This is a genomic window from Streptomyces sp. NPDC127117 (genome assembly GCF_042677325.1).
GTDB lineage: Bacteria > Actinomycetota > Actinomycetes > Streptomycetales > Streptomycetaceae > Streptomyces.
Window position 1 is genome coordinate 104,503 of sequence record NZ_JBHXTM010000014.1, and the last position, 24,656, is coordinate 129,158.

Sequence of the window (24,656 nt, forward strand, 5' to 3'; positions counted from 1 at the left end):
CCGGTCAGGAGGGACCGCCCGACCACCCGGGTTCGGTCCACCGGGCGGTTCCGGGCAGCCCCGGCCGGAGTCCTGCCGGTGGGTACCGGGACGGCTGGAAGGAGACGGCGGCGAAGGTACGCAACGGCCGGCCGGGAACCCGGGCCATGCAGACCGGTACTGATTCGTCGGCGAGCGGCCCGGCATCGCGCACGGTCCTGTCCCGGGGCAACTGCCCCTCCAGGACGCGCAGTCGGGCCTCCGAGTCCTGGACGCGCCCCTCGGCCCGCAACTCCGCCGGCGCGCCCGGATCGATGTCCGTTCCGGCCAGGGGGTGGTTGGTGTGGATGACACGGCTCCCCTCGGCCTCGGCGCCGGTCACCGCGCCGCCCGCCGAGCGGGACGCCCTGGCCGTGCTGCCGATGCTCGTCCATGTGCCGTCGCACCATCCGTCGGCCGACCGCACGAGCCGGTGGGCGAGCCGCTGATCCCGCTCGACCGGTCGCTGCGGCCCCCGGCCTGGGTCTTTCGTTTGGATCGGGCCGGATCAGGGAGTGGGGTCCGGTGTCGTGCGTCGCAGGGCGGATCAGGGAGCCGGGTCCGGTGTCGTGCATCGCAAGGCGGAGGAAGGAACCGGATCCGGTGTCGTGCATCGCAAGGCGGAGGAAGGAACCGGATCCGGTGTCGTGCATCGCAAGGCGGAGGAAGGAGCCGGATGGAGTCTCCCCCGGTCGAGCGGGGCCGAGAGCTCGGGGAAAGAGCCCTGGCCACCGAGGACAACGCGGCGAGGTGCGGCACCGGGGCACGCGAACCCGGCATGATCCAGACGAGAGGCCCAGTCCTCCGGGAGGCGGTGACCGGCGGCGGGCTGGTCGCCGGCGATGTCGTCGGGGGCGAAAACACCCAGGTGGCCCAAGCGCCGGCGGCGGCCGGCCGGGGTGGAGCCGTGGTCTGTGACGATCCGCGTTTCGGGCCGGTGGGCGTACCCGTCAGCGTGGTCGGACATCCGCCGGGCATCCGGCTCCTCGCCGTCCGTGACCGGCGGCACCGCGCCGCGGGACTGGTCTCGGACATGCCGCAAGGACTCCAGGACTTCCGCGTGGACCGGCACGGAGAGCCGATCCTGCCCGAGTCCGACAACGCACCACCTGAACCGACGGGCCGTCATGTCACGTCGGGCACAAGCGGGATGGGGGAATTCGGCCAGGTGAACGCAATGGCCGGAAGATTCACGCGGAAGCCGCATGAACGGGTCGCCCGCCGGGCATATGACGGGAACCGACTGGGGGTGGTGGCAATGGGCCGCATCAGGATCGTCCGACGACCGCAGATTCCGTCCCGCCCGCCGCCCCTCGACCTGAGGACCCCGTCGGGCCGCCCGTTGCCGTACTGAGCGCGGAGCCCGGCACCTCGCCGCACGTCGCGGAGCACCGCCCGCCCGGTCCGGTGGGCACGCCTGGGGCGTCCTCCTGCGTGATGATGACGGGCAGGGACCGTCGCGGCGAGCGGCCACAGCCGGAAGCGTCGCGTCGGCCGACTCGGAAGGTGCGGCCGTCATGCACTCATTCGGTACGCGGAGGCCGGGCGCCGCATCAGCGGTCGCGCTGGCACTGCTCGTCGCCGCACTGGCGGGCTGCCGGAACGGCGGCGCGACTTCCGCGCCGAGCAGCTCCGAGCCGTCCGGGCCTGCCGGATCGCGCGCCCATGTCCTCGCCGTGAAGATCGACAACGTCGGACCCGCCCGCCCCCAGACCGGGCTCGACAAGGCGGACATCGTCTATGTGGAGCAGGTCGAGGCCGGCCTCAGCCGTATGCTCGCCGCCTATTCGTCCCGGCTGCCGTCCGTGGTCGGCCCGGTGCGCAGCGCCCGGGAGTCGGACCTGGAGCTGCTCCGCCAGTTCGACCGGCCGGCGCTCGCCTTCTCCGGCGCGCAGAGCAAGCTCCTCCCGGCCATCGCGGCGGCCCCGCTGGAACCGCTGACCCCCGAGACGGACCCGGACGCGTACTTCCGGGCCGACGACCGCGCCGCACCGCACAACCTCTATCTGCGTCCCGGGCGCGCCTCCCGCACGCCCACCGGCGTGAGCGCTGCCGAGGACATCGGGCTGCGTTTCGCCGCCGCCGTGCCGGGCGGCAAACCCGTAGCCGGTCGCACGGTGCGCTACCCGGCGGCGCGCTTCTCGTTCACCTGGTCGGCCGAGCGGAGTCAGTGGCTCGTCTCCATGGACGGCACCCCGGCCCGTACGCCGGACGGGGCCCGGCTCGGCGCGGCCGACGTGGTGATGCAGTACGTGAAGGTGCGCCCCTCGCTGTACCAGGACCGGTGGGGCAGTAAGTCCCCGTACACCGAGACGGTGGGTTCGGGCTCCGCCGTGGTGCTGCGCAACGGCAAGGAGTACGACGTCGTGTGGTCGCGCCCGGCGGCCGGTGCGGCGACCTCCTTCACCACCCGGGACGGCGAGCGGATGACCTTCGCCCCGGGCCAGGTCTGGATCGTCTTCGCATCGAAGTGACACGACCGGCCGGTGCGGCAAGCCCCTCGGCACGGAGCCACCGTTACGGAAAACCGCAGGGTGGCGGGTGCGGAGAACCGCATCCGGTGCGGCGGCAATCCTCGTACCGGCGCCGGTCGTGGGTTCCTAGCGTTGCCGGTGAGGCGCAGCGGACTTCTCGCGCCTCACCGCAACGGCGCAGGAGTCGGTTCATGGATCTCGTCATTCTCGGTCTGCCCCAGGAACCCGCGGGCGGTGTCGCCGGCTGGGCGGCCGGCCTCGTCGACACCATGGGAGGTCCGGGAGCCGGCCTCGCCATCGCCCTGGAGAATCTCTTTCCGCCGCTGCCCAGCGAGGTCATTCTCCCGCTGACCGGGTTCGCGGCGGGCCAGGGTGTCATCGGTCTGGCCTCCGCGCTGTTCTGGACCACGCTGGGTTCGGTGGTGGGGGCGGTGGCTCTGTACTGGATCGGGATGCTCTTCGGCCGCGAGCGCATGCACGCGATCTGGGCGAGGCTTCCGCTGGTGCGTGGCTCCGATCTGGAACGTACGGAGCAGTGGTTCGCCAGACACGGCACCAAGGCCGTCCTGCTGGGCCGCATGGTGCCGATCTTCCGCAGTCTCATCTCCGTGCCGGCCGGGGTGGAGCGCATGTCGCTGCCGCTGTTCGTGGCACTGACGGCCATGGGCAGCCTGTTGTGGAACTCGGTGCTCGTGATGGCCGGTTACTGGCTCGGTGACCGCTGGGATCTGGTGGAGACCTATGTCGGGTTCCTGTCCAAGGCCGTTCTCGTCCTGGTCCTGGTGGCCTTCGCCGGGTACGTGGCGGTGCGGCTGCGCTCCAATGGCCGGGCGCAGCACCGCCGGGTTCCATGAGCCCGGCAGCGAGCCCCCGTTCGTCGCCGGTGGCCCCCGCCGCCCGGCCGGAAGGATCTTGTCGTGCCCCTGCCGCGCGACTAGCCTCGACAACCGTGCAGGGGGACTTCGCGGACGGTACGACCGACCGGCCGCCACAGGCGCCCGGTCAGGAGCGCGACGGGGCGGGCGTGCCGGCGACTCGGCCGTATCCATGGCCCCGCAGGGCCGTCGGTGCTCTGCTCGGGTGCGGCACCGCCCTGTTCGGACTGTTCTACTTCGCCGTGCCGGGCGGGTTGTCGCTGCCGTTCGTGCTGTGGCCCCGTACCCGGCCGCGTGCGCTGGCCCTGCTGAGTGCCGGGGCTCGCGGGCTCACCGGGCTGGAGCGGGTCCGCCGCAGTGTCTTCTTCGGCGATGTGTTTCCCGCGCACCACGTGTCCGACCGGGATGTCCTTCGCTACCTGGCCGCCCGCACCTGCGCGGGGATCCTGTTCGCCGGGGTGCTCGCGCTGCTGGGATACGGGGCGGTGCTCGCCGGACTGCTGGCGGCGGGGGTGGTCCGAGACCCCACCGACTGGCAGGGGCTGCTGCCCCAGGCGCTCCTCGGCGGGATCCTGCTCTTCCTCGACGTTCAAGGGGTCGTCTCGCTGAACGCGCTCGACTCCCGGTTGGCGCGCGAGCATTTCGGGCCCTCCGAGCGGGAGTTGCTGGAGCTGCGCATCGCCGAACTGGCCGCCAGCCGGGCCGGGGTGCTCCGGGCGGTCGACACGGAACGCAGACGCATCGAACGCGATCTCCACGACGGGGTGCAGCAGCGGCTCGTCGCGCTGGCCATGCTATTGGGCCGGGCTCGCCGCAACCGCAGGCCCGAGCAGGCCGAGTTGCTGCTCCAGCAGGCCCACCGGGCCGCCCAGGAGGTCCTCATGGAGCTGCGTGAGGTGGCCTGGCGGGTCTACCCGTCGGCGCTCGACGACCTGGGACTGGAAGAGGCCCTCGGCGGCGTGGCCCGACGCTGCGGCATTCCCCTGCACATCGAGTTCTCACTGCCGCTGCCGTTGCCCCGGCCGGTGGAGACCGCCGCCTACTTCGTGGTCTGCGAGGCCGTGACCAATGCGGCCAAGCACGCCCGGGCGACCCGGATCCTTGTGCGTGTCCGGGGCGACGGGGACCGGGTTTCGGTCTCCGTCGAGGACAACGGCACCGGCGGCGCGGATCCGCTGGGCGGCGGACTGTCCGGGCTGCGCAGCCGGGTGGACGCGCTGGACGGCCGGCTGTACATCGACAGCCCCTGCGGGGGGCCCACCACGATCACCGCGGAGTTGCCGTGCGCGTAATGCTCGCCGAGGACTCGGCCCTGCTCAGAGAGGGCCTGGCCCTTCTGCTCGCCGAGGAGGGCCATGAGGTACTCGCCTCGGTGGGGGACGGCGACTCCCTCGTCCGGGCGGTCGAGGCGGACCGGCCGGACCTCGTCGTCGTCGATATCCGGATGCCGCCGACCCACACCGACGAGGGGCTGCGGGCCGCGCTGGAGATCCGCGAGCGGTGGCCCGCGGTCGGTGTGCTGGTGCTCTCCCAGCACGTGGAGCGCAACTACGCGGTCCGGCTGCTGTCCCAGAACGCCGACCGGGTCGGCTATCTGCTCAAGGACCGGGTGGCGCAGGTGGACGAGTTCCTTGAGTCGCTGGAGCGGATCCATGCCGGCGGGGCGTCCATCGACGCGGAGGTCGTACGGCAGTTGGTGGTGCGGACCACGCATGCCGACCCCCTGGCGAGGCTGACTCCCCGGGAGCGCACCGTGCTGCAGGAGCTGGCGCAGGGCCGCAGCAACGCGGCCATCGCGCAGCAGCTGCACCTCTCGCTCAGTTCGGTCGAGAAGAACCTCAACTCGGTCTTCGAGAAGCTGGATCTGCCACGCACCACCGGTTACAGCAGACGGGTGCTCGCGGTGCTGCGCTATCTGGAGTCGTAGCGGAGCCCTCCGGCCGGCCCGCCGCGGCCCGGCTCCACCGAGTGACACTCCGTCAGAGGTGTTCACCTCACCGGGCGGCCGGTCAGCAACGGGGAGTTGCCATGGTTTCGGACGGTCCGCGTCTTGAGGTTCCCTCAGGAGGGTGCGGGATTCCCGGACCGGGTCACACACGGGCCGTCCTTGATCGATGATGAGGCGGATGGCTGCCGTCCCCTGTACGGCACCGGCTCCAGGAAGGGGTTCCCGATGCGGGAAACGACGCCAGACCGGTCCGGGTCCGACGCCCGGTCCGACCACGGCCCGGACGAGGAAGCCCAGGTGATCGTGGTGGGGGCGGGGCCCGCGGGTTCCGCGGCGGCCTTCCACCTCGCCAGGGCGGGCGTCGATGTCCTGCTGCTGGAGAAGTCGCACTTCCCCCGCGAGAAGGTGTGCGGGGACGGTCTGACGCCCCGTGCGGTGCACCAGCTCATCAGGATGGGCGTCGACATCAAGGCTCCGGGGTGGACCCGTTCACGCGGCATGCGCTGGGTGGCCGGGGAACATCAGGTGCACATCGACTGGCCCGCGCTCGGCCGGTACCCGGACTTCGGTCTCTCGCGCAGCCGGCACGATTTCGACGACATCCTCGCCCGGCACGCCGTCGCCGCCGGAGCACGGCTGCGCAGCGGTGTGAAGGTGACCCAGCCGCTGACCGACCGGGCCGGCCGCATCACCGGTGTCACCGCGACGACCGGAGCGAAGGAGCCCCTGGCATTCCACGCGCCGATCGTGATCGCCGCCGACGGCGCCTCCGCCCGACTCGCCATCGCCATGGGTCTCCAGCGGGACAGGAACCGGCAGATCGCGACGGCCGCCCGCCGTTACTACCGCAGCCCCGAGCGCTCCGCGGAGGAGTATCTGGAGCTGTGGGCCGACCTCCGGTTCCCCGGGAGCGATCACTACCTGCCCGGGTACGGCTGGATCTTCCCCATGGGCGACGGCCGGGTCAACGTCGGCCTGGGCGCGCTGCCGCACCGTCGGCACGGCAAGGCCGATCTGCGCGCCACCCTGGACGAGTGGCTGGCCCGTACCCCCGAGGCCTGGGGGCTGCGCGAGGAGAACGCGGAGGGACCGGTCCGCAGTGCCGCCCTTCCGCTGGGCTTCAACCGCCATCCCCTCTACACCCGCGGGCTCCTGCTCGTCGGCGACTCCGGAGGCATGATCAGCCCCTGGAACGGCGAGGGGATCGGCCAGGCCATGGAAGCCGGTGAGGTCGCCGCCGAGACCGCGGCCCTGGCCCTCGCCCTGCCCCGGGGGCCGAGGCGCGAGCAGGTACTGCACGGCTACCCGGTCGAGATGAACCGCCGCTGGGGGCGCTACTACCGCCTCGGCAACACGGCCGCCGATCTGATCTTCAGCCGCTCCGGTTTCCAGCCGGTCCTCAACCGTTACGTCATGGGGTCGCCGTTCTTGCTCGACACCCTGGCCCGGCTGCTCACCAACCTCACCGACAAGCCCTCGCACGACCTGGTCGACCATCTGCTCAACGGGGTCGTGCGTCTCGTACCGGAACCGAAGGTCCGGCGCAGGCGCTGAGCCGGATCCGGTCCGCTTGGCGGGCGTGGACGGCGCACCGGGCGGCCCCGGTGCGCCGCTCCCCCGGCTACGCGTCGATCGCCGCCCCATATGCCCGTATCCAGCGACGGAGTTCTCAGCGATCCGCCGCCGTACGTCCACGAGCCGTGGCCATGACCCCGCCAGGACCGGCCGAGAGTACCCGGACCACACCTTGGCCGGTGTTCTCACCGGGGGCGGAGGCCGGCAGGCCGTAGCGGCCGTCCCGGTTCGGGTCGGTCAGCCTGACCCGGCCGCCCCAGCGGTCGCCCTTCTCGGCGGCGCCGGGCACCTGTGCGGAGTTCTGGTCCCAGGACCTGGCGCCCGTGGCGGTCAGTCCGTCCGCCGAGCTCCGCAGCACCCAGACCGCTCCCGCGTCCGGCACCGTGCCGGTGTCCTCGCCGGACGGTACGTGCGCACGAGCGGCTCCTTGGCCCAAGGATCACCGGGCGGGTGCGGGGGGCGGTGGCCTGAAAGGGCCCGTTCCTTTCCGACGTACCGTTTGACCGGTGCATGGGGCAAAAGGGTTGCGCGAGAGGGCCGCGGGCACGCCTCAGGGGCGGCGGCGGGGTTTGCCGCGCTTGGCGGCCTTGGCCCCGGCCGAACCGCTCCGCGGGTTCTTGCCACCCGACTTCCCGCCCGACTTCCCGCCCGATTTGCCGGTCGTCCTACCGGTCGCCTTGCCCGCTGCGGGCTTCCGCCGGGCACCGCCCGATTCGGCGCGCCCGGCCTTCGGCTGGGCCGGGGTCTTGGGGCGGCCCCGTGTGCTGTTGACGGTCCGGCCCCGCACGATGCCGATGAACTCCTCCACCAGATCGGTGGTCTCGTCCTCCGGCCACGACAGCGCGACGCGCGATTCGGGGGCGTCCGGCACCGGCCGGTACGTGAGGTCCTTGCGGTGGTGGAGGCGGGCGAGCGACTGCGGTACGACGAGCAGTCCCACTCCCGCCGCCACCAGCTCGACGGCGTCCGCCGTGGTGGCGGGTCGCTCGTTGGCCGGCCGCCCCGGGCGGTCCTCCCAGTCGAGGACGTCGTCGAGTGGGTGCAGCACGATGTCGTCGGCCAGGTCCGCGGCCGGGACCTCGTCGACGGCCGCCATGATGTGGTCCTTCGGGATCACGACCACGGTCGTCTCGGCATAGAGCGGGATGGCGCTGAGGGCCGTCCGGTCGATTGGCAGCCGTACGAGGCCGGCGTCGGCCTCACGTCCCCGCAGCGCGTCGGACGCCTCGGCGGCCGACACCCCCACAAGGGTCAGCGGGACGCCGGGCAGCCGCTCGTTCCAGATCCGCACCCACTTTCCGGGTGTCACCCCCGGGACATACGCGAGCCGGAACGAAGGGGTTTCTTCCGAGCTTGTCACTCCGCCAGGTTACCGGCCCTGGTCAGAGGTAGCGCACATGCTCGATACCCTTGTCCGTATGACGTCGCACAAGACCGCCCAGACGATGAAGCCCGCGACCGCGGCAAAGAAGCTGGGTGTGTACCTAGAGGCCACCCCCGCCGAGTTCCAGGAGGGTGTCGTCTCGCGCACCGAGCTGAACACACTGCAGGCCGATCCGCCCGAGTGGCTGCAGGAACTGCGACGCAACGGCCCGCACCCCCGGCCGGTGGTCGCCGCGAAGCTCGGTGTCTCGATCTCGGGTCTCGCCCGTGGCGGAGTCACCGAGGCCCTCACGACGGAGCAGATCGAGGCGCTGAAGAAGGAAGCCCCCGACTGGCTCCAGCAGGAGCGCGCCACCCAGGCCGAGGTCCGTAAGGAAGCGGTGCGGATCAAGGAGAAGAACGCGGCCCGCGACCGGGCCGACGACGCGCGTTCCTGAGGAAGCCCGTCCCGGGCGAAGCCGCCTGCCCCTGTCCGGGGCGGGCGGGGAAGCCCTCAGCCGTCGGCGGCCACGCCCAGCATCCGGGCGTGCAGCGCGCGGACCTCTTCGGCGAGCGAAGGATCGGGTCCTGCCACCGGGATGCCGGGGGCGACGGCGTTGATGGGCAGGGCCGCGACCGGCCCCGCGCCGAAGCCCCAACTCCGGCGCCACGCCACGAGTTGGTCGCAGCTCGACGCGTACACGATGCGGCCCAGCCCCACCCAGGCGTGGGCCGCGCTGCACATCGGGCAGTGTTCGCCGGATGTGTAGACGACGCTGGTGCGCCGCTCCTGCGGAGACAGGTTCTCGGCCGCCCAGCGGGCGATCTCGAACTCCGGGTGGCGGGTCGCGTCGCCGCCCCGGACCCGGTTGCGGTCCTCGAAGCGGACCGTGCCGTGCTCATCCACGAGGAGCGAGCCGAACGGCTCGTCGCCGGCCGTGAGCGCCTCGCGCGCGAGACCGACGCAACGGCGGAGGAACTCGCGGTCCCCCTCTGTGACAGACTGCGGCTCGTTCACTGTGCTCATGGCATCAGGCTAACAGCCGAACGGCATTCGGTATACCATTCACGTCACGGTGGGCGGCCCCGTTGCGGCCCTCCCCCGCATGCCGGCCGGCCGCGACAGCCGGTCCGCCGACGGCGACACGGAGGCACGAGCCAGTGAGGAACGCTCCGGCGAACAGCGCCGCACGGGAAACGGTCTGGAACGCGCCGGGTATGCCCGCGCTGCTGCTCCTGACGGCGACCGGATTCTCCGGGTTCGCGGTACTGCTGCCCACCGCGCCGCTCTGGGCCGTGCACGGCGGAGCCGATGCCGCCGGCGCCGGTTCGGTCAACGCGGTTCTGATGCTCTGCACCGTGTTCGCCCAGTCCCTGGTCCCGACGGCGATACGCCGCCTCGGCTGGCGGACCACGCTGGTCTGCGGGATGGTCCTGCTCGGCGTTCCCGCGCTCCTGCATCTGCTGACCGCGCAGCTCGGCGTGGTGCTCGCCCTCGCCGCGGTGCGCGGACTCGGGTTCGGGGTGCTCACGGTCTGCGGCGCCGGTGCCGTCGCCGAACTCGTCGAACCCGCGCGGCGCGGGCAGGCGATCGGTGCGTACGGTCTGGCGATCGCCGGGCCGCAGTTCATCCTGGTGTCGACCGCGCCGTGGGTCGCGCAGAACGTCGGCTTCGAGGTCGTGTTCGCCATCGGTGCGCTGCCCCTGCTCGGCGTGGCCCCCGCGCTGCGGCTGGCCCGCCGGCTGGACGCCCGCCAGGCCGGGGCCGAGAACGTACCCCGCCAGGACGGCGTGCCGGACAAGCGGGCCGCGTACCTTCCGCTGCTGCGGCCGATGCTGCTCCTGCTCGGGGTCACCACGGCAGGTGGCGCCCTGATCACCTTCGCCCCGCAGATGAGCGACGACCCCACCGCGACGCTGGCCGGACTGCTGCTCCTCACGGGAACGGCGGCGGTCGCCCGCTGGCGGTTCGGAGCGCTGGCCGACCGGTACGGGACGGGGCCGTTCCGCTGGCCGCTGGTGACCGTCACAGCGGTCGGGCTCACCCTGACGGCCTGGGCGGTGGCCACTCCGGGGACGACGGAACCGGTGCCGCTGCTGGCCGGAATGGCTCTGGTCGGGGTCAGCTACGGCGGGCTGCAGAACCTGACCCTGGTCGATTCCTTCGCCGCCGTCGACAACCGGTCCAGCGGCATCGCGAGCGCCGTGTGGAACGTCGGGTTCGACGCCGGTACGGGAGTGGGCGCCCTCCTCGTCGGCTATCTGGCGACGGGGGCCTCGTTCTCCGTTGCGCTCATGGCCACGGCCGCGCTCTCCCTCGCCACGCTGCCGCTCGCCTTCGCGGGCCGGCGCGGCGCCGGTCCCCGTCGGCCGGCCGGCTGACACCCGATCCATTTGGTATACCATCACTTCATGGCTCATGTGATACTGACGAACGTCCGCCCCTGGGGTACGGCGCCCGCGGACATCGTGATGTCCGGCGCCGAGATCCTCTCCGTGGTGCCCGCCGGAACGACGGGCGACGAGGGCGATCGCCTCGACGGCGGCGGTCTCCTCGCCCTGCCCGGCTTCATCAACGCGCACGCCCATCTCGACAAGAGCTGGTGGGGGCAGCCATGGGTCTCCTACGGCGGCGAGGCCACGACCCAGGGACGCATCTCCCACGAACGCGCGGAACGCGGCGCACTCGGTATCCCGAGTCCGTCCTCGACCACCGCCGTGCTGCGCGAGTTCCTCCGGCACGGCACGACGGCGGTACGCAGTCATGTGGACGTCGACCTCGGTGTCGGGCTGCGCGGGATCGAGGTGGTCCGCGAGGCGGTGGCCGGGTTCGGCGGCGCGATCGAGGTGGAGATCGTCGCGTTCCCGCAGGACGGTGTGGTGCGCCGTCCCGGCGTGCTGGACCTGCTCGACCAGGCGGCCGAGGCCGGGGCGACGGCGATCGGCGGCCTCGACCCCGCTTCGATCGACCGCGACCCGGTCGCGCAGCTCGACGGCCTCTTCGACATCGCGGAGCGACGTGGTGTCGGACTCGACATCCATCTGCACGACGGGGGTGAGCTCGGCGCCTTCCAGATCGAGCTCATCGCCCAGCGCACCCTGCGGCTGGGGCTGCGGGGCAAGGTGACGGTCTCGCACGGCTTCGCCCTGGGCGAGCTTCCGGCGGACCGGCAGCAGCGAGTGCTCGAAGCCTGCGAGGAGGCCGGTGTCTCCTGGGCGACCGTGGCCCCGGTCCGCACCGCGCCGCTGCCCTGGCGCGGGATGCGGGACCGTGGTGTCGGGATCGGCCTCGGCACCGACGGAATCCGGGACCTGTGGTCGCCGTACGGTGACGGCGACATCCTGCGCGTCGCGCTCAACTTCGCCCGGCTGCACGGTCTGCGCACCGACGAGGAGCTCGCCTACGCGGTGGAGCTGGCCTCCACGCGTGCGGCGGGCTTCGTACACCGCGACACCCACGACATCGTCGCGGGGGCGCGGGCGGACATCGTGCTGCTGGACGCCGAGAACGTCCAGGACGCCCTGGTCCGCTCGCCGGGCCGGCAACTGGTGGTCGCCGGTGGGCAAGTGGTGGTCCAGGACGGCGAACTGCGGGTCTGATCCCGGTCGGTGAGAACAGGTGCGGCCGCGGCGGACATATTCCGCCGCGGCCGTTCCCGTACGGCGACGCAAGGGGCGTCCCGCGCACACCCCGGCCGCGCTACGGCATCTGCACTCCGCTGTACCCGAGCAGTCGGGGAACCCGTACCGCGAGCGTCAGCAACACCGCGACCAGCAGGATTCCGCTGAGGAACACGGTGGCTCCGACCCCCACCGACCGGGCCGCCGCGCCGAGCCCCAGCGAGGCGAACGGCATGACGCCGATGGCGAGTTCCTGGAGGCCGAGGGCGCGCCCCCGCACCTCCGGCTCGGTCGTCATCAGCAGCAGGGTGGTCTGGAGCACACCGAACGAAGCGCTCATCAGTCCGATGCACGCCATCAGCGCGAACGAGAGCGGGACCGTCCGGGACAGTGCGAACAGTGACCACAGCGCGCCCCACGCGGCGGTGCCGATCACGAACAGCCCGCCCTTGAACTTGAAGTCGCCGAGCATGGCTATGACCAGCGATCCGGCGAGACCGCCCAGACCCCCGCAGGTGAGCAGCCATCCCAGGCCCGCGGCGTCGAGCCCGAGGACCTCCTTGGCGAACACCGGCATGAACGCCTGATGGACGGGCCACAGCAGGACGTTGGCGGCGAGGGTGACAAGCAGCACGGCCGAGGTGAGCCGGCTGGTCAGGACCGTACGGAAACCGCTGGTGAGCATCTTCAGCACGGGCTCCGGGCGGCCCGGCGTCGGGCGGCCCGCGCCGCGCAGCGGCCACAGCGCCGCGAGCGACACCACGTACCAGGTGGTGGAGATCCACAGGGCGGTGGGCGCGCCGAAGGCGCTGATCATCGCTCCGCCGATCGCCGGTCCGATGACCTGCGTCATGTTCATCGCCAGCGCGTTCAGCGCGTTGGCGTTGCTCAGGTTCTCCCGTCCGACGAGATCGAGGACGAGTGAGGCGCGCGGCGGCTGCGAGGGGGACTGCGCCAGGCCGATCGCCAGTCCCCCGGCGACCAGCGCCCCGTACGACACCTGGCCGAACGCCGCCATGGCCGCCACCACGACGACCGCGCCCAGCGCCCACAGGCAGGCGATCATGAGCAGCCGGACCCGGTCGTAGCGGTCGCAGAGCACTCCGGCGAAGGGGCCCAGGAGCATGGGGGCGAGCCGCACGGCGGTGAACACGGCGAGCAGGAACTCGGAGCGGGTGGTGTCGAAGACGAGCCAGCCCATGACGAGCGTCTGGGTCCACGCGCCGCCGTAGAAGAACAGGTTGGAGACCCACAGGAGACGGAATCACGGACTGGTGCGCAGCGAGGCCAGTGCCCGCCGGGCGCCCGCAGCCGGGCGCGGCTCCCTCGGCTCGAACCGTGCCGGCGCTTCCACCGGCTCTTTCTGCGACAACGCACCCCTCCTCGTCCGACACCCCGTCCGCGGCCCGCGCCTTTCACGGGGCGGGCCGACGAAGGGCGGGGTGATCACTCGCCGGAAATGGTATCCCGAAAGTGCAGACCCGGCCGGTGCGCCCGCCGGACCGGTGGTACGCGAGCAGGCTCGGCGCTCAGCGGGGCGGGAGCGCCCTCCCGGCGAAGCCGTAGGCGGTCCAGTTCTCCTCCACCCGGCTGCGGATGCGGTCGGGGAACGAGTGCCGGAATGATGCCGTGACGCCCTTGGTGACGCCCTCGAACTGCTCGGGCAGCAGGCAGCTGGTGACGGACTTGCCGCCGCGGCCGGTCCGGACCTCCTCGGGGGTGAGGTAGGGGACCATCGGGATGCCCGGGGCCTGAGGGTAGCCGTACGTGCCGGTGCCGGGGTGGTGGCGGGTCGCCATGGCCCACACCACCTGGTCGATGTCGGTGATGTCGATGTCGTCCGCCACCAGCAGGACCTTGGGTACCAGCCATCCGGTGTGGGAGCCGAAGAGGACCTCGGCGACCGCGTCGGCCAGTTCCCTTTCGTTCATCCCGCTCCGCGCCAGCCGCCGGATGTCGATGGACACGACGATCCAGCAGGTCGCGGCTTCGTAGGAGCACCAGGCCAGGTCGACGGGCAGGCCGCTGGAGCGCAGCAGCTCCAGGCTGACGGCGGAGATCATGGTGCCCCAGATGGTGTGGTTCTCCTCCGGGGGCTGGCCCGCCACGCAGATCGGCAGGATGGGGTCGTCGCGGAAGGTCATCGCCGCGACGTGGAAGACGGGCTGCGGCTTGCTCTCGGCGAAGGCGTATCCGTGGTACTCCCCCATCGGCCCCTCGGGGGCGGTCTCGTCCGGGCTGATCCAGCCCTCCAGGACTATCTCGGAGTTGGCCGGGACGTGCAGGTCGTGCAGCTCGGTGCGGACCACCTCGACCGGACTGCCCGCGAGGGCACCGACGTAGCCGTCCTCGTTCACCTCGGCGGGCAGCGGCATGCCCGCGGCTGCCAGGGCGGCGGGCGGGGCACCGAGCACCATGGCCCACGGTGTGGGCAGGCCCCGGTCGCGCCACATGGCGTGGATCATGCCGAGGTGCTGCTGGGGCATGGCCGGGCCGACCAGGGTGGTGCGCCCGTGCAGCATGGCGCGGCTGATCGACCAGCTGGTCCACCGCCCGTCGGGGGTACGCACCACGTGGTAGCCGTAGGTCCCGAGGTAGCGGCCGCCGTCGTGTTCGTGCAGCAGTGGCACGGGGAAGCGCTCCAGGTCGACGTCGTCACCGGTGAGGATGTTCTCCTTGCAGGGCCCGGTCTCCACCACGCGCGGCGCGAGGGGTTCGGCGTGCATGGCGGCGATGAGACGCTCCAGCAGCTCGCGCGGGGTGGTGCCGGCGGGGAGGCCGAAGTGGGCCGCGAGCCTGCCGTAGGTGTTGCCGCCGACGCCGCTCAGGCCGGCCGGCGCTCCGAGCATGCGGAACCCCGCCTCGGTGCCGGTCGGATTGCTGAACAGCGGGGCGGGGCTGTTCGTCTCGTAGACGCGCCGGGTGATGGCCGCGGCCTCCAGCAGGGGGCTGACCGGTTCACGGATGTCGACGGCGTCGCCCGTGGCGAGCAGATTCTCCACGAAGTCACGGAAGTTGAGCGCGCTGCCTCGTTGGGTCATGACAGGGCCTTTCTCAGAGTGCGTCGAAGTGCTCCGGCCGCTCCACGGGCCGGGCGGGGTGGCGGGGTCCGCCGTTCGGTGCGCGGCGGTCGCGACGTGCCGGGCGATCCGCGGCAACCGCCCCGAATCCCTGCCACCGCCGGGCGGTGGGAAGTTCGAGGTCGAACTGGTCGAGGACGCGGGCCACGATGTGCTCGACGATGTCGTCGATGCCACTGGGCCGGTTGTAGAACGCCGGGACCGGCGGCATGATCACCGCGCCCATCCGCGTCAGGTCCAGCATGTTCTCCAGGTGCACGGCCGACAGCGGGGTCTCCCGGGTCACCAGGACGAGCCGGCGCCGCTCCTTGAGCACCACGTCCGCGGCCCGGCCGATCAGCCCCTCCCCCTGACCGGTGCGGATGGAGGCCAGCGTCTTCATGCTGCACGGCACGACCACCATGCCGTCGGTCCGGAACGACCCGCTGGAGATGTGGGCGCCCTGGTCGTCCGGGCCGTGGCACACCGAAGCGAGCGCCTCCACCTCGCGTGACGAGTACGGAGTCTCCTGCGCCAGCGTGGTCCGCGCCCAGCGGCTGATGACCAGATGCGTCTCGACGCCCAGCTCCTTCAGTGCCTCCAGCAGGCGCACCCCGATGGGCGCGCCGGTGGCACCCGTCATGGCGACCACGAGCTTCATCGCACCCTCCTTCCGTTCACGAACGTCACACACAGTTATTCCGTACACGTCCTACTTGGCTCCACGGTAAAGTACGTGTACGTCATAATCAACTCGGCGGAGGCAGCGAGCGATGTCGCAGGAGAACGAGGCCCCGGGCGTTCGGCTCGACGCCATCAACGGGGTCGGCCCGCTGGCCCGACAGCTGAACCAGGCACACACCCGGCTCTGGTACGAGCAGGTGCACCAGGACCTGACGGGCCCTCAATTCACCGTCCTGACCCTGCTGCACGCCCATGGCGACATGGATCAGGGCACGCTCGGCTCGCTGGCCCATCTCGACAAGTCGACCACCGCCCCGCTCCTGGACCGACTGCGACGGCGCGGGCTGGTGGAGCTGGCCCAGGACGAGAAGGACCGGCGCCGCAAACTGGTGCGCATCACCGGGAGCGGCCGGGAACTGGCCGTCCGGCTCGCGCCCGCGGTCGTGGAGGTGAACGAGGAGATGCTGTCGCCGTTCTCGCCCGAGGAACGGGAGCAGTTCCTCGGCCTGTTGCGGCGCGCGGCGCAGCGGCGCGAGCGGTGACGGCGGCTCGACGCGCCGGGGGACGCTACCGGGCGTCGCCGGACAGCCGGTGCGCCCGCAGGGCTACGTAGAGTTCGGCGGCGTCGACCGGTCGGGACGGAGCGCGGCCGGTCAGCTCCGTGATGCGGGCGATCCGGTACAGCACCGTGTTGCGGTGGCAGTGCAGCCGGCGTGCCGCCTCGGCGGTCGAGCCGTCCGCGGCGAACCATGCGTCCAGGGTGCCGAGCAGGACCTCGTCACCGCCCTCGCCGGACAGCAGCGGACCGAGCACGTTCTCGCCCAGTTCGGCGGCGGACTCGGCGTGGGCGGCGACCAGGGCGTCGATCGGGGCGCTCCCGTAGCGGTGGACGCCGACGGCCGCCGGAGCCACGCACTCCAGGGCGATCCGCGCCTGGCGCAGCGCTTGGGGCGCGGCGGCGAGCGTACCGAACGGCCGGCTCACCCCCACCCGGCCGATCGCCGCCTGCCGCACGGTCCTGAGCAACGCTGCGGTCCCGGCTTCGCCCGCCGGTGCGACCAGGCCCAGCCGCTCGCCCAGCTCGGTGGTCCACACCGACGCCACATCGGCGTCGGCCAGCCGGGCGCCGACCGCGGGAAGCGGGTCCTCGCCATCGCGCCCCAGCTCGCCGGCCACGATGTGGAACGAGGCCCGTTCCGGCAGTCCCAGGGCTCGTTGGACGGCGGCGGCGCTGCCGAACCGGACGTCGTTGGATCCCTCGAACACGTGGAGCAGTGTGACCCGTCGCGCCACCTGCTCCTGGCGTTCCCGGTCGTCGGCGACCTGGCGGTAGGCCTCGGTCGCGGCTGTGGAGCAGCGGTCGAGCACGGCCCAGAAGTGTGTGGAGCGGCGCAGCAGTGCGTCGGCCTGTTCGCCGGTGGTGGCGCGGGCGATCGCCCACTCCCAGATCTCCATGCCGCCGAGCCGGAAGGCGTGCAGCAACGCCGGGAGCGGGACGCCGTGTTCGGCCTTGATCCGCCCGGCCCGCCGGGCCGTCTCCTCGCAGACGTCCCCGCCGCCGGTCTCCTTGCGCAGGAGGGCCTCGATGTTGGCGTGCACGAGGTCGCGGAGCAGGGCGGGAGGGAGCGGGCTCTCGGTGTAGCCGGACTCGTCCGCGGCGATCTTCCGGACGGTCACATCGGTGAGTTCACCGACGGAGGCGAGGATCTCGGCGAAGACGGGCCCGCAGCCCGTGGTGTCGCGCATGCCGCAACCGTACCCGCCGCATGTCGGTCGTATTGTGCGGCGGCACAGTGCGGTCCGGTGGATCTCGCGGTGCCCGCCCATGGCCGGGCGTCCGGATATCCGTCATCTTGGTGTGGTCCGGGGAGACCTTGTGCCACGAACCGACTCCGCAGCACGGCTCCCGTCCGTGCGTCGTGATCGAAGGAGAGCACCATGACTGCCGCAGCACCCGAAGGCAGCACCGGAACGGCGACCGGGGAGGCGCCCGCACTCGACACGTTGCTGGCCGAACTCGCCCGGGGTGAACGGCGTTGGGCGGCGACGTCCCTGGCCGACCGGGGCGCGCTGCTGACCCGGGTGCATGCCACGGTCTGTGCCGAGGCCGAGAACTGGGTACGGGTCGCGAGCCGGATCAAGCTGCTGCCGGAGCACTCGCCGCTCGTCGGCGAGGAGTGGCTCTCCGGCCCGTACGCGCTGCTGACCTCCCTGGACGCGCTCGCCCGCACGCTCCGGACGATCGCTTCGGGCCACGGCCCGCTGGACGGCGCGAAGTTCGGGCGGGCACCGGGCGGCCGGGTGACCGTGCCGGTCCTTCCGCTCACCGTTCGGGACCGGCTGCTCCTGAACGGCTTCAGCGCCGAGGTGTGGATGCCGCCCCGGGTCGACGCGGACACCGTACGGCGCCGGGCGGGCCTAGGCGCGCTGCACCCCGAACGCACCACGGGCATCGGTCTGGTGCTCGGCGCCGGCAACGTCACCTCCATCGCACCGCTCGACGTGCTGTACGAACTGGTCGCGCACAACCGGGTCGTCGTGCTGAAGCTCAACCCGGTGATGGACGATCTCGAACCGGTCTACCGGCGCGCGCTCGCCCCGCTCATCGACCACGGTGTGCTGCGCATCGTGACCGGCGGCGGCGATGTGGGCGGCCGTCTCGCGAACCACCCGGACGTCGCGCACGTCCACATCACCGGCAGTCTCACCACCCATGACGTCGTCGCCTTCGGTCCCGGCGAGGAGGGCCGGGCCCGCAAGGCCGCCGGCACCCCGCTGCTCGGCAAGCCGATGACCAGCGAACTCGGCGGCGTCTCCCCGGTGATCGTGGTCCCGGGCGCCTGGAGCGCCGCCGATCTCCGCTACCAGGCCGAGCACATCGCGACCCAGCGGCTGCACAACAGCGGCCACAACTGCATCGCCTCGCAGGTGGTCGTGGTCAGCGGGGACTGGCCGCAGCGCGAGGCATTCCTCGGGCATCTGCGGGACGCCCTGCGGACGGCCCCGGCCCGGCCCGCCTGGTATCCGGGCAGCGCGGACCGGCTGGCCGACGCGGCGCGCAGCCATCCGGGGGCCGAGTGGCAGGGCACGGAGGGCTCACGGCTGCTGATCGAGCTCCGGGGCGGCGACGCCACGGCGGAGGTGGGGACGACCGAGTACTTCGCCCCCGTGCTCGGTGTGCTCACCCTCCCCGGCCTGGGCGCCGAGTTCCTCGACCGGGCCGTCGAACACGCCAACCGGGACCTCTTCGGCACCCTCGGGGCGAACATCGTGATCGACCCGGTCACCTCCAAGCGCCTGGGCGGGGCATTCGACCGTGCGGTGGCGGAGCTGCGGTACGGAACGGTCGCCGTCAACGCCTGGACCGCGCTGGGTTTCCTCACCGCGACGGCGCCCTGGGGTGCCTTTCCCGGCCACACCGTCGCCGATGCCCGGAGCGGGATCGGGGTGGTGCACAACGCCCTGCTGATCGACGCGCCGGAGCGCACCGTCGTCCGGGGACCGTTCCGGCCCTTCCCGAGGTCGGTCGCGGGAGGCGAGTTGGCGCTGTTCCCGAAGCCCCCCTGGTTCGTCACCGCGCGCAGCGCCGCTCTGACCGGCCGCCGGCTGACCCGGCTGGCGCAGCGGCCGTCCTGGGCACGAATGCCGGCCGTGTTCGCCGCGGCCTTCCGGGCCTGAGCCACGGCGGGACCGGCACCGTGTCACGTCGGGACCGGCACCGTGCGGAACCGGCGCCGCCCGGCTCCGCTCCCCTGCGGGGCGTGCGCTCAGGAGACCTTGAGCGCCCCGGTGTCGTGGGCGACCCGGCCGCCGACCACGGTCGCCCCCACCGTCAGCTCCGCGATGCGTTCCGGGGCCACGCCCAGCAGGTCGTCGCTGAGCACCGTGAAGTCGGCGAGCATGCCCCGGGCGAGGGTTCCCTTGATGTGCTCCTCGTGGACGGCGTGGGCCGAGCCGATCGTGTACGCGGTCAGCGCCTCCCGTGCCGTCACCGCCTCGTGCGGTCCGATCGGCGCACCCGAGGCGGTCGTCCGGTTCACCATGTCGTGGATGCTCAGCAGCGGGTCCGAGGCGACCACGGGGGCGTCGGACGAACCGGGCAGCACCAGCCCCGCGTCGAGGAACGACCGCATCCGGTAGGCCAGCCGGGACCGTTCGGGGCCCAGCGCCGCCAGGAGCCCGTCACCGATCTCCGAGAGGAACCGGCCCTGCGGCACCGGAATCAGGCCGAGCGCCGCGATCCGGGCGACCTGCGCGTCGCTGGTCACCGCGGCGTGCTCGATCCGGTGGCGCACATCGGCGCGCGGACGCAGCCGCTGCGCCTCCGCGTATGCGTCGAGGACGACGTCCAGTGCGGCGTCCCCGATGGCGTGTGTGGCGATCTGCCAGCCGCAGCGGTGCGCCTCGACGATGTAGCGGCGTATCTGCTCGGGCTCGTGCTGGAGCAGACCGCTGTTGCCGGGGGTGTCGTGGTAGTCGCAGCACATCGCCGCGGAGCGGCCGATCAGCGAGCCGTCGGACAGCATCTTCGTCGGTCCGATGCGCAGCCACTCGTCACCGAAGCCGGTGCGCAGACCGAGGTCGAGGCCGTACCAGGTGGTGTCCGGCTCGAAGACGCCGCAGTCGCGCAGTGCGGTGATGTACGGCATGACCGTCATCCGGACGCCGAGCCGGCCGCTCTCCCGGACCCGCAGGTAGGCGTCGAGGTCGGCGGGGCCGTTGCCGATGCCGTCGACGACGCCGATGCCCGGCTCGGTCACGCTGGTGAGTCCGACCGCGAGGGCGGCCCGTGCCCCCTCGGCGATGTTGGCGGTCCACTCCTCGGCGGGCTCCGGCCGCAGCACCCGCTCGACCAGTTGCATCGCCGTCTCCTGGAGCAGCCCCTGCGCCCGGCCGGACGCGTCACGCACGACATGACCGCCGGGGACGTCGGGCACCGCGGTGAGGTCGGTGAAGCCGGCCCGCGCGAACGCCGCCGTGCCGGCGACGGCCATGTGGTGCGAGGTGTGCACCAGCCAGACCGGGCGGCCCCCGGCGGCCCGGTCGAGCGCTTCGGCGGTCGGATGGGCGCCGGTCTTGTTCTGGTCGTAGCCCGCGCCCAGCACCCAGGCGTCGGCGGGCAGCGCCGCGGCCCGCTCGGCCACGGCCCGGTACAGCGCGTCGAGGGTGGGCGCCGCGGCGTACGAGACGTCGAGCTCGCGCCGCCCCTTGCCGACCAGGCTGAGGTGGTGATGGGCGTCGTTGAAGCCGGGCACGGCGTGCGCGCCTCCGAGGTCGACGACGGTGTCGGAGGTGCACCCCTCCAACTCCTCGTCGAGAGCCGCGATCCGGCCGCCCAGTACGCCGATGGCGCGGGCCCCGGGGCGGTCCGGGTCGAGGGTGGCGAATCGTCCGTTGTGGAACACGGCGTCGAGGCGCACGGGGTCAACTCCTTGGGTACGACGGTGTGATGGGGCGGTGGCGGGCGGTGACGTGCGGTGTCGTCAGACGGTCGCCGCGACGGGCGGCGCGCTCGGTGCGCGCCGGTCCATGAACCGGGCGAGCACGGCGACGCACGCCGTGGTGACCAGCAGCAGGGTCGCGTAGAACCCGACCACGGGCCAGATCGAGCCGCCGCCGGACGTCAGCAGTGCCTGGGCGACCAGCGGGGTCGTGCCGCCGATGAGGGTCGAGCACAGCTGGTACGAGAGCGAGATGCCGGTGTAGCGGACCCGGGAGGGGAAGGCCCGGGCGAGGAATCCGGCCAGGACGGCGTAGTACCCGGAGCCGCTGATCATGGCGAGCGCGATGCCGCAGAACACCAGGACCGGGCGCGCCGTGTTGATCAGCAGGAACATCGGGACGGCGACCACGACATTGGCCAGCAGCGAGCACACCATGAACCGGGCCTCGCCGACCCGTTCGGAGATCAGCGCGGCCAGCGGCTGCCACAGGAACTGCACCACGGAGAGCGCGAGCAGGACGTACAGCATCGTCTGCCGGTTCATGTGCAGCTCGTTCGTCGTCCAGGAGAGCACGAAGGTGTTGGTGAAGTACGCGGCGGAGATACCCATGATCGAGGCGCCGATGCCCAGCAGGACGGTGCGCCAGTCGGTGCGCAGCACCTCGGCGATCGGGAGCTTCACCACGTCGCCGCTCTCCTTGACCCGCTCGAAGTCCTCCGACTCCTCGACCTTCAGACGGATCACCAGCCCGACCACGACGAGCAGTCCGGACAGCAGGAACGGCACGCGCCAGCCCCATGAGGCGAAGGCGGCGTCATCCAGGGTGCCGGCCGCGAGGAAGACCAGGGTGGCCAGGATCGCCCCGGCCGGGGAGCCCTGCTGCACCAGCATCGCGAAGAGGGAGCCCCGGCCCTTGGGGGCGCTCTCGGACGCCATCAGGACCGCGCCGCCCCATTCGCCGCCCACCGCGATGCCCTGGACGGCGCGCAGCAGCGCCAGCAGGAAGGGGGCGGCGACACCGATCTGCGCGTGGGTGGGGAGCACTCCGACCAGGAAGGTGGCGGCGCCCATCATGAGCAGCGTGGTGACCAGGGTGCCCTTGCGGCCCATGCGGTCGCCCAGGTGCCCGAAGATGATCCCGCCGATGGGCCGGGCGAGGAAGCCGACCCAGAACGTCGCGAAGGAGGCGAGCACTCCGGCGGCGGGCGACACGTCGGGGAAGAACAGCTTTCCGAAGACGAGCGCGGACGCCGTTCCGTAGATGTAGAAGTCGTACCACTCGATGGTGGTGCCGACGAACGAGGCGAGACCTGCTCGGCGGGCCTGACTCGAAGCGCGGGTGCCCCGCGCTTCAGCGGCGTCGGGAAGTCGGACATGCATGGGTGGGCCTCCGGCGGACGCGGAGCCTTCGGTGAGGGGGCCGGACGGTGCGGGAGGACCGGACGCTGGGGAGCCCTTCGGCGAAGGAGCCGGGACGGTGAGCTTGACAGCCACAGTTTGGGATTCGATCACCCATAGCGTCTAATACTTGATTGCTACGCTTCTCATACCTTCAAGGTATGAGAAGGTGTCGAGGCTCCCTGGAGGCGGCCATGGAACTGCGGGTGCTGCGCTACTTCCTTGCCGTCGCGGAGGCCGATTCGGTCACCGCCGCGGCTCGCCAGGTGCATATCGCCCAGCCCTCTCTATCGCGCCAATTGAGCGCTCTGGAAAAGGACTTGGGGGTTTCTCTGTTCACCCGCCGTCCGGGCTCGCTGACGCTGAACGCCGCCGGCCGCCGTTTCCGTCCCATTGCCCAGGACCTGGTGCGCCGGGCCGAGCAGGCCGCCGAGACGATGTCCGCCGTGGGGCAGGGCGAGCAGGCGGCGCTCACGGTGGTCACCGCCCCGTCCACCGTCGCCTACCTCCTGGCCCCGTTCATGGCGGGCGGCGGCAGCGCGGGGCCCACGCTGCGCGACGCCATCCAGGAAGACCCCAGCCGGGTCTTCGACACGCTGGCGCGCAGCGACGCGGATCTCGGCATCTCCACCAGTCCGGCCCCGGCCCCGCTGGAATCCGCGTTCCTGGGCCGTACCCCTGTCATCGCCCAGGTTCCCGCCGAGCACGCCTGGAGCGGGCGCTCCACGATCGGCCTCGCCGAGCTGGTCAGCGAGCCGCTCATCCTCATGACCCGGTCCAATGCGGCCCGGCTGGTCGTCGACGAGGCGGTCAGCCGGGCGGGGCTCGGCTTCGCCGCCGTGTCGGAGACCGGCTCCTCACCCTTCGCTCAGGCGCTCGCCGCGGCGGGGCGTGGAGTCTGCCTGGTCACCGACGACGCCCGCTTCGGCCTGTCCGAACTGATCGTGCACACCCCGGACGGCCCGCTGACGGTCCCCCTGTACGCGGGTTGGGACGCCTCCCACTACGCCCGATCCGCCATCCACGCCCTGGTCGACGGCCTGCGTAGCTACTGCGACATCCGTATGCGACGGTTCCCGGGGCTGTGACGGCCGGTGCGGCGGCGCTACCAGTAGTGGCGTCGGCCGCCGACCGCGTGCCCGGCTGCGCCGAGGATCCACAGGATGGCCCCGATCACGACGAGCACGACACCGATGGTCCACAGGATCGAGATTCCGGCGACCAAGCCGATGACCAGCAGAATGACACCGAGGATGATCATGACACCCTCCAATCGTGCGGCTCCCCCCAGTATCTCCCCGGGCCCATGGGCGTTCCACCGGCGCGGGAGACGGAGCGATCACGCGTCCGGCAGGCGGCGCGCGGACCGGCGCAGGCAGCAGGCCCGGGTCAGTGCCAGGCAGAGGGCGTAGTGGCCGAGGAACGCCACGTACGCGGCCTGTCCGTTCCCCGTCTCCAGGAAGGACTGGCGGATGGCCAGGTTGACCAGCACCCCGCCGAAGGCGCCGATCGCGCCTGCCACTTCGATCAGGGCCGTTGTCCGGCGCCGTGAGCGTCGCTCGGCCGGCACGGCCCCTTCGGTCATCTCCGCCCGTGCCGTGGCCCGGAAGATCGCCGGGATCATCTTGTACGTCGACTCGTTCCCCGCCCCGCCGAGGACGAAGAGCGCGACGAATCCACGCAGGACGGGCATGCCCGGCCGGCGTGTACGGTCCCCGAGCGCGGCTACAGCCTGGCGGCGGCGATATGAGGGACGGGCCCGCGGCGCCGACCCTGCCGGCCGTCGCGCACGGCACCCGCGACCGGGCGGGCATCGCCACCCACCGGGCGTTGCTCGACCTGGTGCGTGCCCGGCGGCCCGGCCTGAAAGCCGAGCTGTCCTTCCTCGGCCTCGCCCTGCCCGCACCGGCCCAGGTGCTCGCCGCCTCGCGCGGGCCGACAGGTGCCGGCGGCCGGTGCGGACACAGAGGTGATGGCCGGCCCGCTCGGGCGGCGGCCGGGACGCCCAGTGGTCGCCGGCCACCTCTGCGCCACCGCCTCCGCCGTCACCGGCGGAGGCGGTGCGAGACCTCCGGCGGCGGGCCAACCGGCGGGTGCCGGTGGCCCGGCCCCGGTTGGGCCCCCGTCACGAAGGCCCCCCCCCCCCGGGTGCCCGGGGGTCGTTTGTCTGGGGGGCCCCCGGTGGACACCCCCACTTT

General features: G+C 72.2%; 22 protein-coding genes and 1 pseudogene. 11 read left to right on the top strand and 12 right to left on the bottom strand.

Translation table 11 applies throughout. The annotated features are described in order from the left end of the window. Nucleotides 1–4: 4 nt before the first annotated feature. On the bottom strand, nucleotides 5–445 hold the full coding sequence (locus ACFVH0_RS15135) for a hypothetical protein (protein ID WP_385820195.1): 441 nt from the start codon (nucleotides 443–445) through the stop codon (nucleotides 5–7). 1,090 nt (nucleotides 446–1,535) lie between these two features. Between ACFVH0_RS15135 and ACFVH0_RS15140 the strand changes: the two genes are divergently transcribed. From ACFVH0_RS15140 to ACFVH0_RS15160, 5 genes are all read left to right on the top strand, one after another. Continuing rightward, entirely contained in the window at nucleotides 1,536–2,492 is a 957-nt protein-coding gene (locus ACFVH0_RS15140; RefSeq protein ID WP_385820197.1) for a DUF3048 domain-containing protein, read from the top strand. A gap of 191 nt (nucleotides 2,493–2,683) precedes the next feature. After that, nucleotides 2,684–3,346 carry a DedA family protein gene (locus tag ACFVH0_RS15145; protein WP_385820199.1) on the top strand — a complete coding sequence of 221 codons (663 nt, stop codon included), beginning with the start codon at nucleotides 2,684–2,686 and terminating at the stop codon, nucleotides 3,344–3,346. Between the two features lie 95 nt (nucleotides 3,347–3,441). Next, entirely contained in the window at nucleotides 3,442–4,659 is a 1,218-nt protein-coding gene (locus ACFVH0_RS15150; protein WP_385820201.1) for a sensor histidine kinase, read from the top strand. Beyond that, nucleotides 4,659–5,294 (top strand): response regulator, encoded by a 636-nt coding sequence (locus tag ACFVH0_RS15155; protein ID WP_385820295.1) that lies wholly within the window; start codon nucleotides 4,659–4,661, stop codon nucleotides 5,292–5,294. The genes ACFVH0_RS15150 and ACFVH0_RS15155 overlap by 1 nt, the downstream gene beginning before the upstream one ends. 246 nt (nucleotides 5,295–5,540) lie before the next feature. Further along, nucleotides 5,541–6,869 (top strand): geranylgeranyl reductase family protein, encoded by a 1,329-nt coding sequence (locus tag ACFVH0_RS15160; protein ID WP_385820203.1) that lies wholly within the window; start codon nucleotides 5,541–5,543, stop codon nucleotides 6,867–6,869. Nucleotides 6,870–6,936: 67 nt separating this feature from the next. On the opposite strand, the pseudogene ACFVH0_RS15165 reads toward ACFVH0_RS15160, so the two are convergent. Then, nucleotides 6,937–7,293: pseudogene (locus tag ACFVH0_RS15165) on the bottom strand (esterase); the annotation flags it as partial. A gap of 147 nt (nucleotides 7,294–7,440) precedes the next feature. After that, on the bottom strand, nucleotides 7,441–8,250 hold the full coding sequence (locus ACFVH0_RS15170; protein ID WP_385820205.1) for a LysR family substrate-binding domain-containing protein: 810 nt from the start codon (nucleotides 8,248–8,250) through the stop codon (nucleotides 7,441–7,443). A gap of 58 nt (nucleotides 8,251–8,308) precedes the next feature. Here ACFVH0_RS15170 and ACFVH0_RS15175 point away from each other — a divergent pair, with 58 nt between their 5' ends. Further along, nucleotides 8,309–8,710, top strand: a complete 402-nt coding sequence (locus ACFVH0_RS15175) for a DUF5997 family protein (RefSeq protein ID WP_385820207.1) — start codon at nucleotides 8,309–8,311, stop codon at nucleotides 8,708–8,710. A gap of 56 nt (nucleotides 8,711–8,766) precedes the next feature. On the opposite strand, the gene ACFVH0_RS15180 is transcribed toward ACFVH0_RS15175, so the two are convergent. Then, nucleotides 8,767–9,279 (bottom strand): nucleoside deaminase, encoded by a 513-nt coding sequence (locus ACFVH0_RS15180; protein ID WP_385820209.1) that lies wholly within the window; start codon nucleotides 9,277–9,279, stop codon nucleotides 8,767–8,769. A gap of 134 nt (nucleotides 9,280–9,413) precedes the next feature. Here ACFVH0_RS15180 and ACFVH0_RS15185 point away from each other — a divergent pair, with 134 nt between their 5' ends. Beyond that, nucleotides 9,414–10,634 carry an MFS transporter gene (locus ACFVH0_RS15185; protein WP_385820211.1) on the top strand — a complete coding sequence of 407 codons (1,221 nt, stop codon included), beginning with the start codon at nucleotides 9,414–9,416 and terminating at the stop codon, nucleotides 10,632–10,634. A gap of 30 nt (nucleotides 10,635–10,664) precedes the next feature. Next, nucleotides 10,665–11,852: an amidohydrolase gene (locus ACFVH0_RS15190; RefSeq protein ID WP_385820213.1), complete on the top strand. Its 1,188-nt coding sequence runs from the start codon at nucleotides 10,665–10,667 to the stop codon at nucleotides 11,850–11,852. 100 nt (nucleotides 11,853–11,952) lie between these two features. Here ACFVH0_RS15190 and ACFVH0_RS15195 read toward each other — a convergent pair whose 3' ends face one another. The 3 genes from ACFVH0_RS15195 to ACFVH0_RS15205 all read right to left on the bottom strand — a co-directional run bounded on the left by ACFVH0_RS15195 (nucleotide 11,953) and on the right by ACFVH0_RS15205 (nucleotide 15,593). Further along, nucleotides 11,953–13,128, bottom strand: coding sequence for an MFS transporter (locus ACFVH0_RS15195; RefSeq protein WP_385820297.1), 1,176 nt, complete (start codon nucleotides 13,126–13,128; stop codon nucleotides 11,953–11,955). A 274-nt stretch (nucleotides 13,129–13,402) separates the two neighbouring features. Next, nucleotides 13,403–14,914 (bottom strand): UbiD family decarboxylase, encoded by a 1,512-nt coding sequence (locus ACFVH0_RS15200; RefSeq protein ID WP_385820215.1) that lies wholly within the window; start codon nucleotides 14,912–14,914, stop codon nucleotides 13,403–13,405. 13 nt (nucleotides 14,915–14,927) lie between these two features. Then, nucleotides 14,928–15,593: a non-oxidative hydroxyarylic acid decarboxylases subunit B gene (locus ACFVH0_RS15205; RefSeq protein WP_385820217.1), complete on the bottom strand. Its 666-nt coding sequence runs from the start codon at nucleotides 15,591–15,593 to the stop codon at nucleotides 14,928–14,930. Nucleotides 15,594–15,705: 112 nt separating this feature from the next. Here ACFVH0_RS15205 and ACFVH0_RS15210 point away from each other — a divergent pair, with 112 nt between their 5' ends. Further along, entirely contained in the window at nucleotides 15,706–16,158 is a 453-nt protein-coding gene (locus ACFVH0_RS15210; protein ID WP_385820219.1) for a MarR family winged helix-turn-helix transcriptional regulator, read from the top strand. A 25-nt stretch (nucleotides 16,159–16,183) separates the two neighbouring features. Here the strand turns inward: ACFVH0_RS15210 and ACFVH0_RS15215 are convergent, their stop codons facing one another. Further along, the gene (locus ACFVH0_RS15215) at nucleotides 16,184–17,362 is read right to left on the bottom strand and encodes a PucR family transcriptional regulator (RefSeq protein WP_385820221.1); all 1,179 of its coding nucleotides are present in this window, start codon (nucleotides 17,360–17,362) and stop codon (nucleotides 16,184–16,186) included. A gap of 192 nt (nucleotides 17,363–17,554) precedes the next feature. Between ACFVH0_RS15215 and ACFVH0_RS15220 the strand changes: the two genes are divergently transcribed. Beyond that, nucleotides 17,555–19,294, top strand: a complete 1,740-nt coding sequence (locus ACFVH0_RS15220) for an aldehyde dehydrogenase family protein (protein ID WP_385820223.1) — start codon at nucleotides 17,555–17,557, stop codon at nucleotides 19,292–19,294. Nucleotides 19,295–19,383: 89 nt separating this feature from the next. On the opposite strand, the gene ACFVH0_RS15225 is transcribed toward ACFVH0_RS15220, so the two are convergent. Further along, nucleotides 19,384–21,036 carry an amidohydrolase gene (locus ACFVH0_RS15225; RefSeq protein WP_385820226.1) on the bottom strand — a complete coding sequence of 551 codons (1,653 nt, stop codon included), beginning with the start codon at nucleotides 21,034–21,036 and terminating at the stop codon, nucleotides 19,384–19,386. 63 nt (nucleotides 21,037–21,099) lie between these two features. Then, entirely contained in the window at nucleotides 21,100–22,440 is a 1,341-nt protein-coding gene (locus ACFVH0_RS15230; RefSeq protein ID WP_385820228.1) for an MFS transporter, read from the bottom strand. Between the two features lie 179 nt (nucleotides 22,441–22,619). On the opposite strand from ACFVH0_RS15230, the gene ACFVH0_RS15235 reads away from it, so the two are divergent. Next, a complete protein-coding gene (locus tag ACFVH0_RS15235) occupies nucleotides 22,620–23,546 on the top strand; it encodes a LysR family transcriptional regulator (RefSeq protein ID WP_385820230.1) in 927 nt (308 codons plus the stop codon). Between the two features lie 17 nt (nucleotides 23,547–23,563). On the opposite strand, the gene ACFVH0_RS15240 is transcribed toward ACFVH0_RS15235, so the two are convergent. Both ACFVH0_RS15240 and ACFVH0_RS15245 read right to left on the bottom strand, forming a co-directional pair. Continuing rightward, nucleotides 23,564–23,719 carry a DUF6131 family protein gene (locus ACFVH0_RS15240; RefSeq protein WP_385820232.1) on the bottom strand — a complete coding sequence of 52 codons (156 nt, stop codon included), beginning with the start codon at nucleotides 23,717–23,719 and terminating at the stop codon, nucleotides 23,564–23,566. Nucleotides 23,720–23,797: 78 nt separating this feature from the next. After that, nucleotides 23,798–24,151: a hypothetical protein gene (locus ACFVH0_RS15245; RefSeq protein ID WP_385820234.1), complete on the bottom strand. Its 354-nt coding sequence runs from the start codon at nucleotides 24,149–24,151 to the stop codon at nucleotides 23,798–23,800. Nucleotides 24,152–24,656: the final 505 nt, after the last annotated feature.

Coding starts and splice junctions, on each gene's coding strand:
- ACFVH0_RS15175 (WP_385820207.1), top strand. CDS start 8,309: ATGACGTCGCACAAGACCGCCCAGACGATGAAGCCCGCGACCGCGGCA.
- ACFVH0_RS15180 (WP_385820209.1), bottom strand. CDS start 9,279: ATGAGCACAGTGAACGAGCCGCAGTCTGTCACAGAGGGGGACCGCGAG.
- ACFVH0_RS15215 (WP_385820221.1), bottom strand. CDS start 17,362: ATGCGCGACACCACGGGCTGCGGGCCCGTCTTCGCCGAGATCCTCGCC.
- ACFVH0_RS15145 (WP_385820199.1), top strand. CDS start 2,684: ATGGATCTCGTCATTCTCGGTCTGCCCCAGGAACCCGCGGGCGGTGTC.
- ACFVH0_RS15235 (WP_385820230.1), top strand. CDS start 22,620: ATGAGAAGGTGTCGAGGCTCCCTGGAGGCGGCCATGGAACTGCGGGTG.
- ACFVH0_RS15155 (WP_385820295.1), top strand. CDS start 4,659: ATGCTCGCCGAGGACTCGGCCCTGCTCAGAGAGGGCCTGGCCCTTCTG.
- ACFVH0_RS15210 (WP_385820219.1), top strand. CDS start 15,706: ATGTCGCAGGAGAACGAGGCCCCGGGCGTTCGGCTCGACGCCATCAAC.
- ACFVH0_RS15230 (WP_385820228.1), bottom strand. CDS start 22,440: ATGCATGTCCGACTTCCCGACGCCGCTGAAGCGCGGGGCACCCGCGCT.
- ACFVH0_RS15220 (WP_385820223.1), top strand. CDS start 17,555: ATGACTGCCGCAGCACCCGAAGGCAGCACCGGAACGGCGACCGGGGAG.
- ACFVH0_RS15190 (WP_385820213.1), top strand. CDS start 10,665: ATGGCTCATGTGATACTGACGAACGTCCGCCCCTGGGGTACGGCGCCC.
- ACFVH0_RS15240 (WP_385820232.1), bottom strand. CDS start 23,719: ATGATCATCCTCGGTGTCATTCTGCTGGTCATCGGCTTGGTCGCCGGA.
- ACFVH0_RS15160 (WP_385820203.1), top strand. CDS start 5,541: ATGCGGGAAACGACGCCAGACCGGTCCGGGTCCGACGCCCGGTCCGAC.
- ACFVH0_RS15200 (WP_385820215.1), bottom strand. CDS start 14,914: ATGACCCAACGAGGCAGCGCGCTCAACTTCCGTGACTTCGTGGAGAAT.
- ACFVH0_RS15140 (WP_385820197.1), top strand. CDS start 1,536: ATGCACTCATTCGGTACGCGGAGGCCGGGCGCCGCATCAGCGGTCGCG.
- ACFVH0_RS15245 (WP_385820234.1), bottom strand. CDS start 24,151: ATGCCCGTCCTGCGTGGATTCGTCGCGCTCTTCGTCCTCGGCGGGGCG.
- ACFVH0_RS15205 (WP_385820217.1), bottom strand. CDS start 15,593: ATGAAGCTCGTGGTCGCCATGACGGGTGCCACCGGCGCGCCCATCGGG.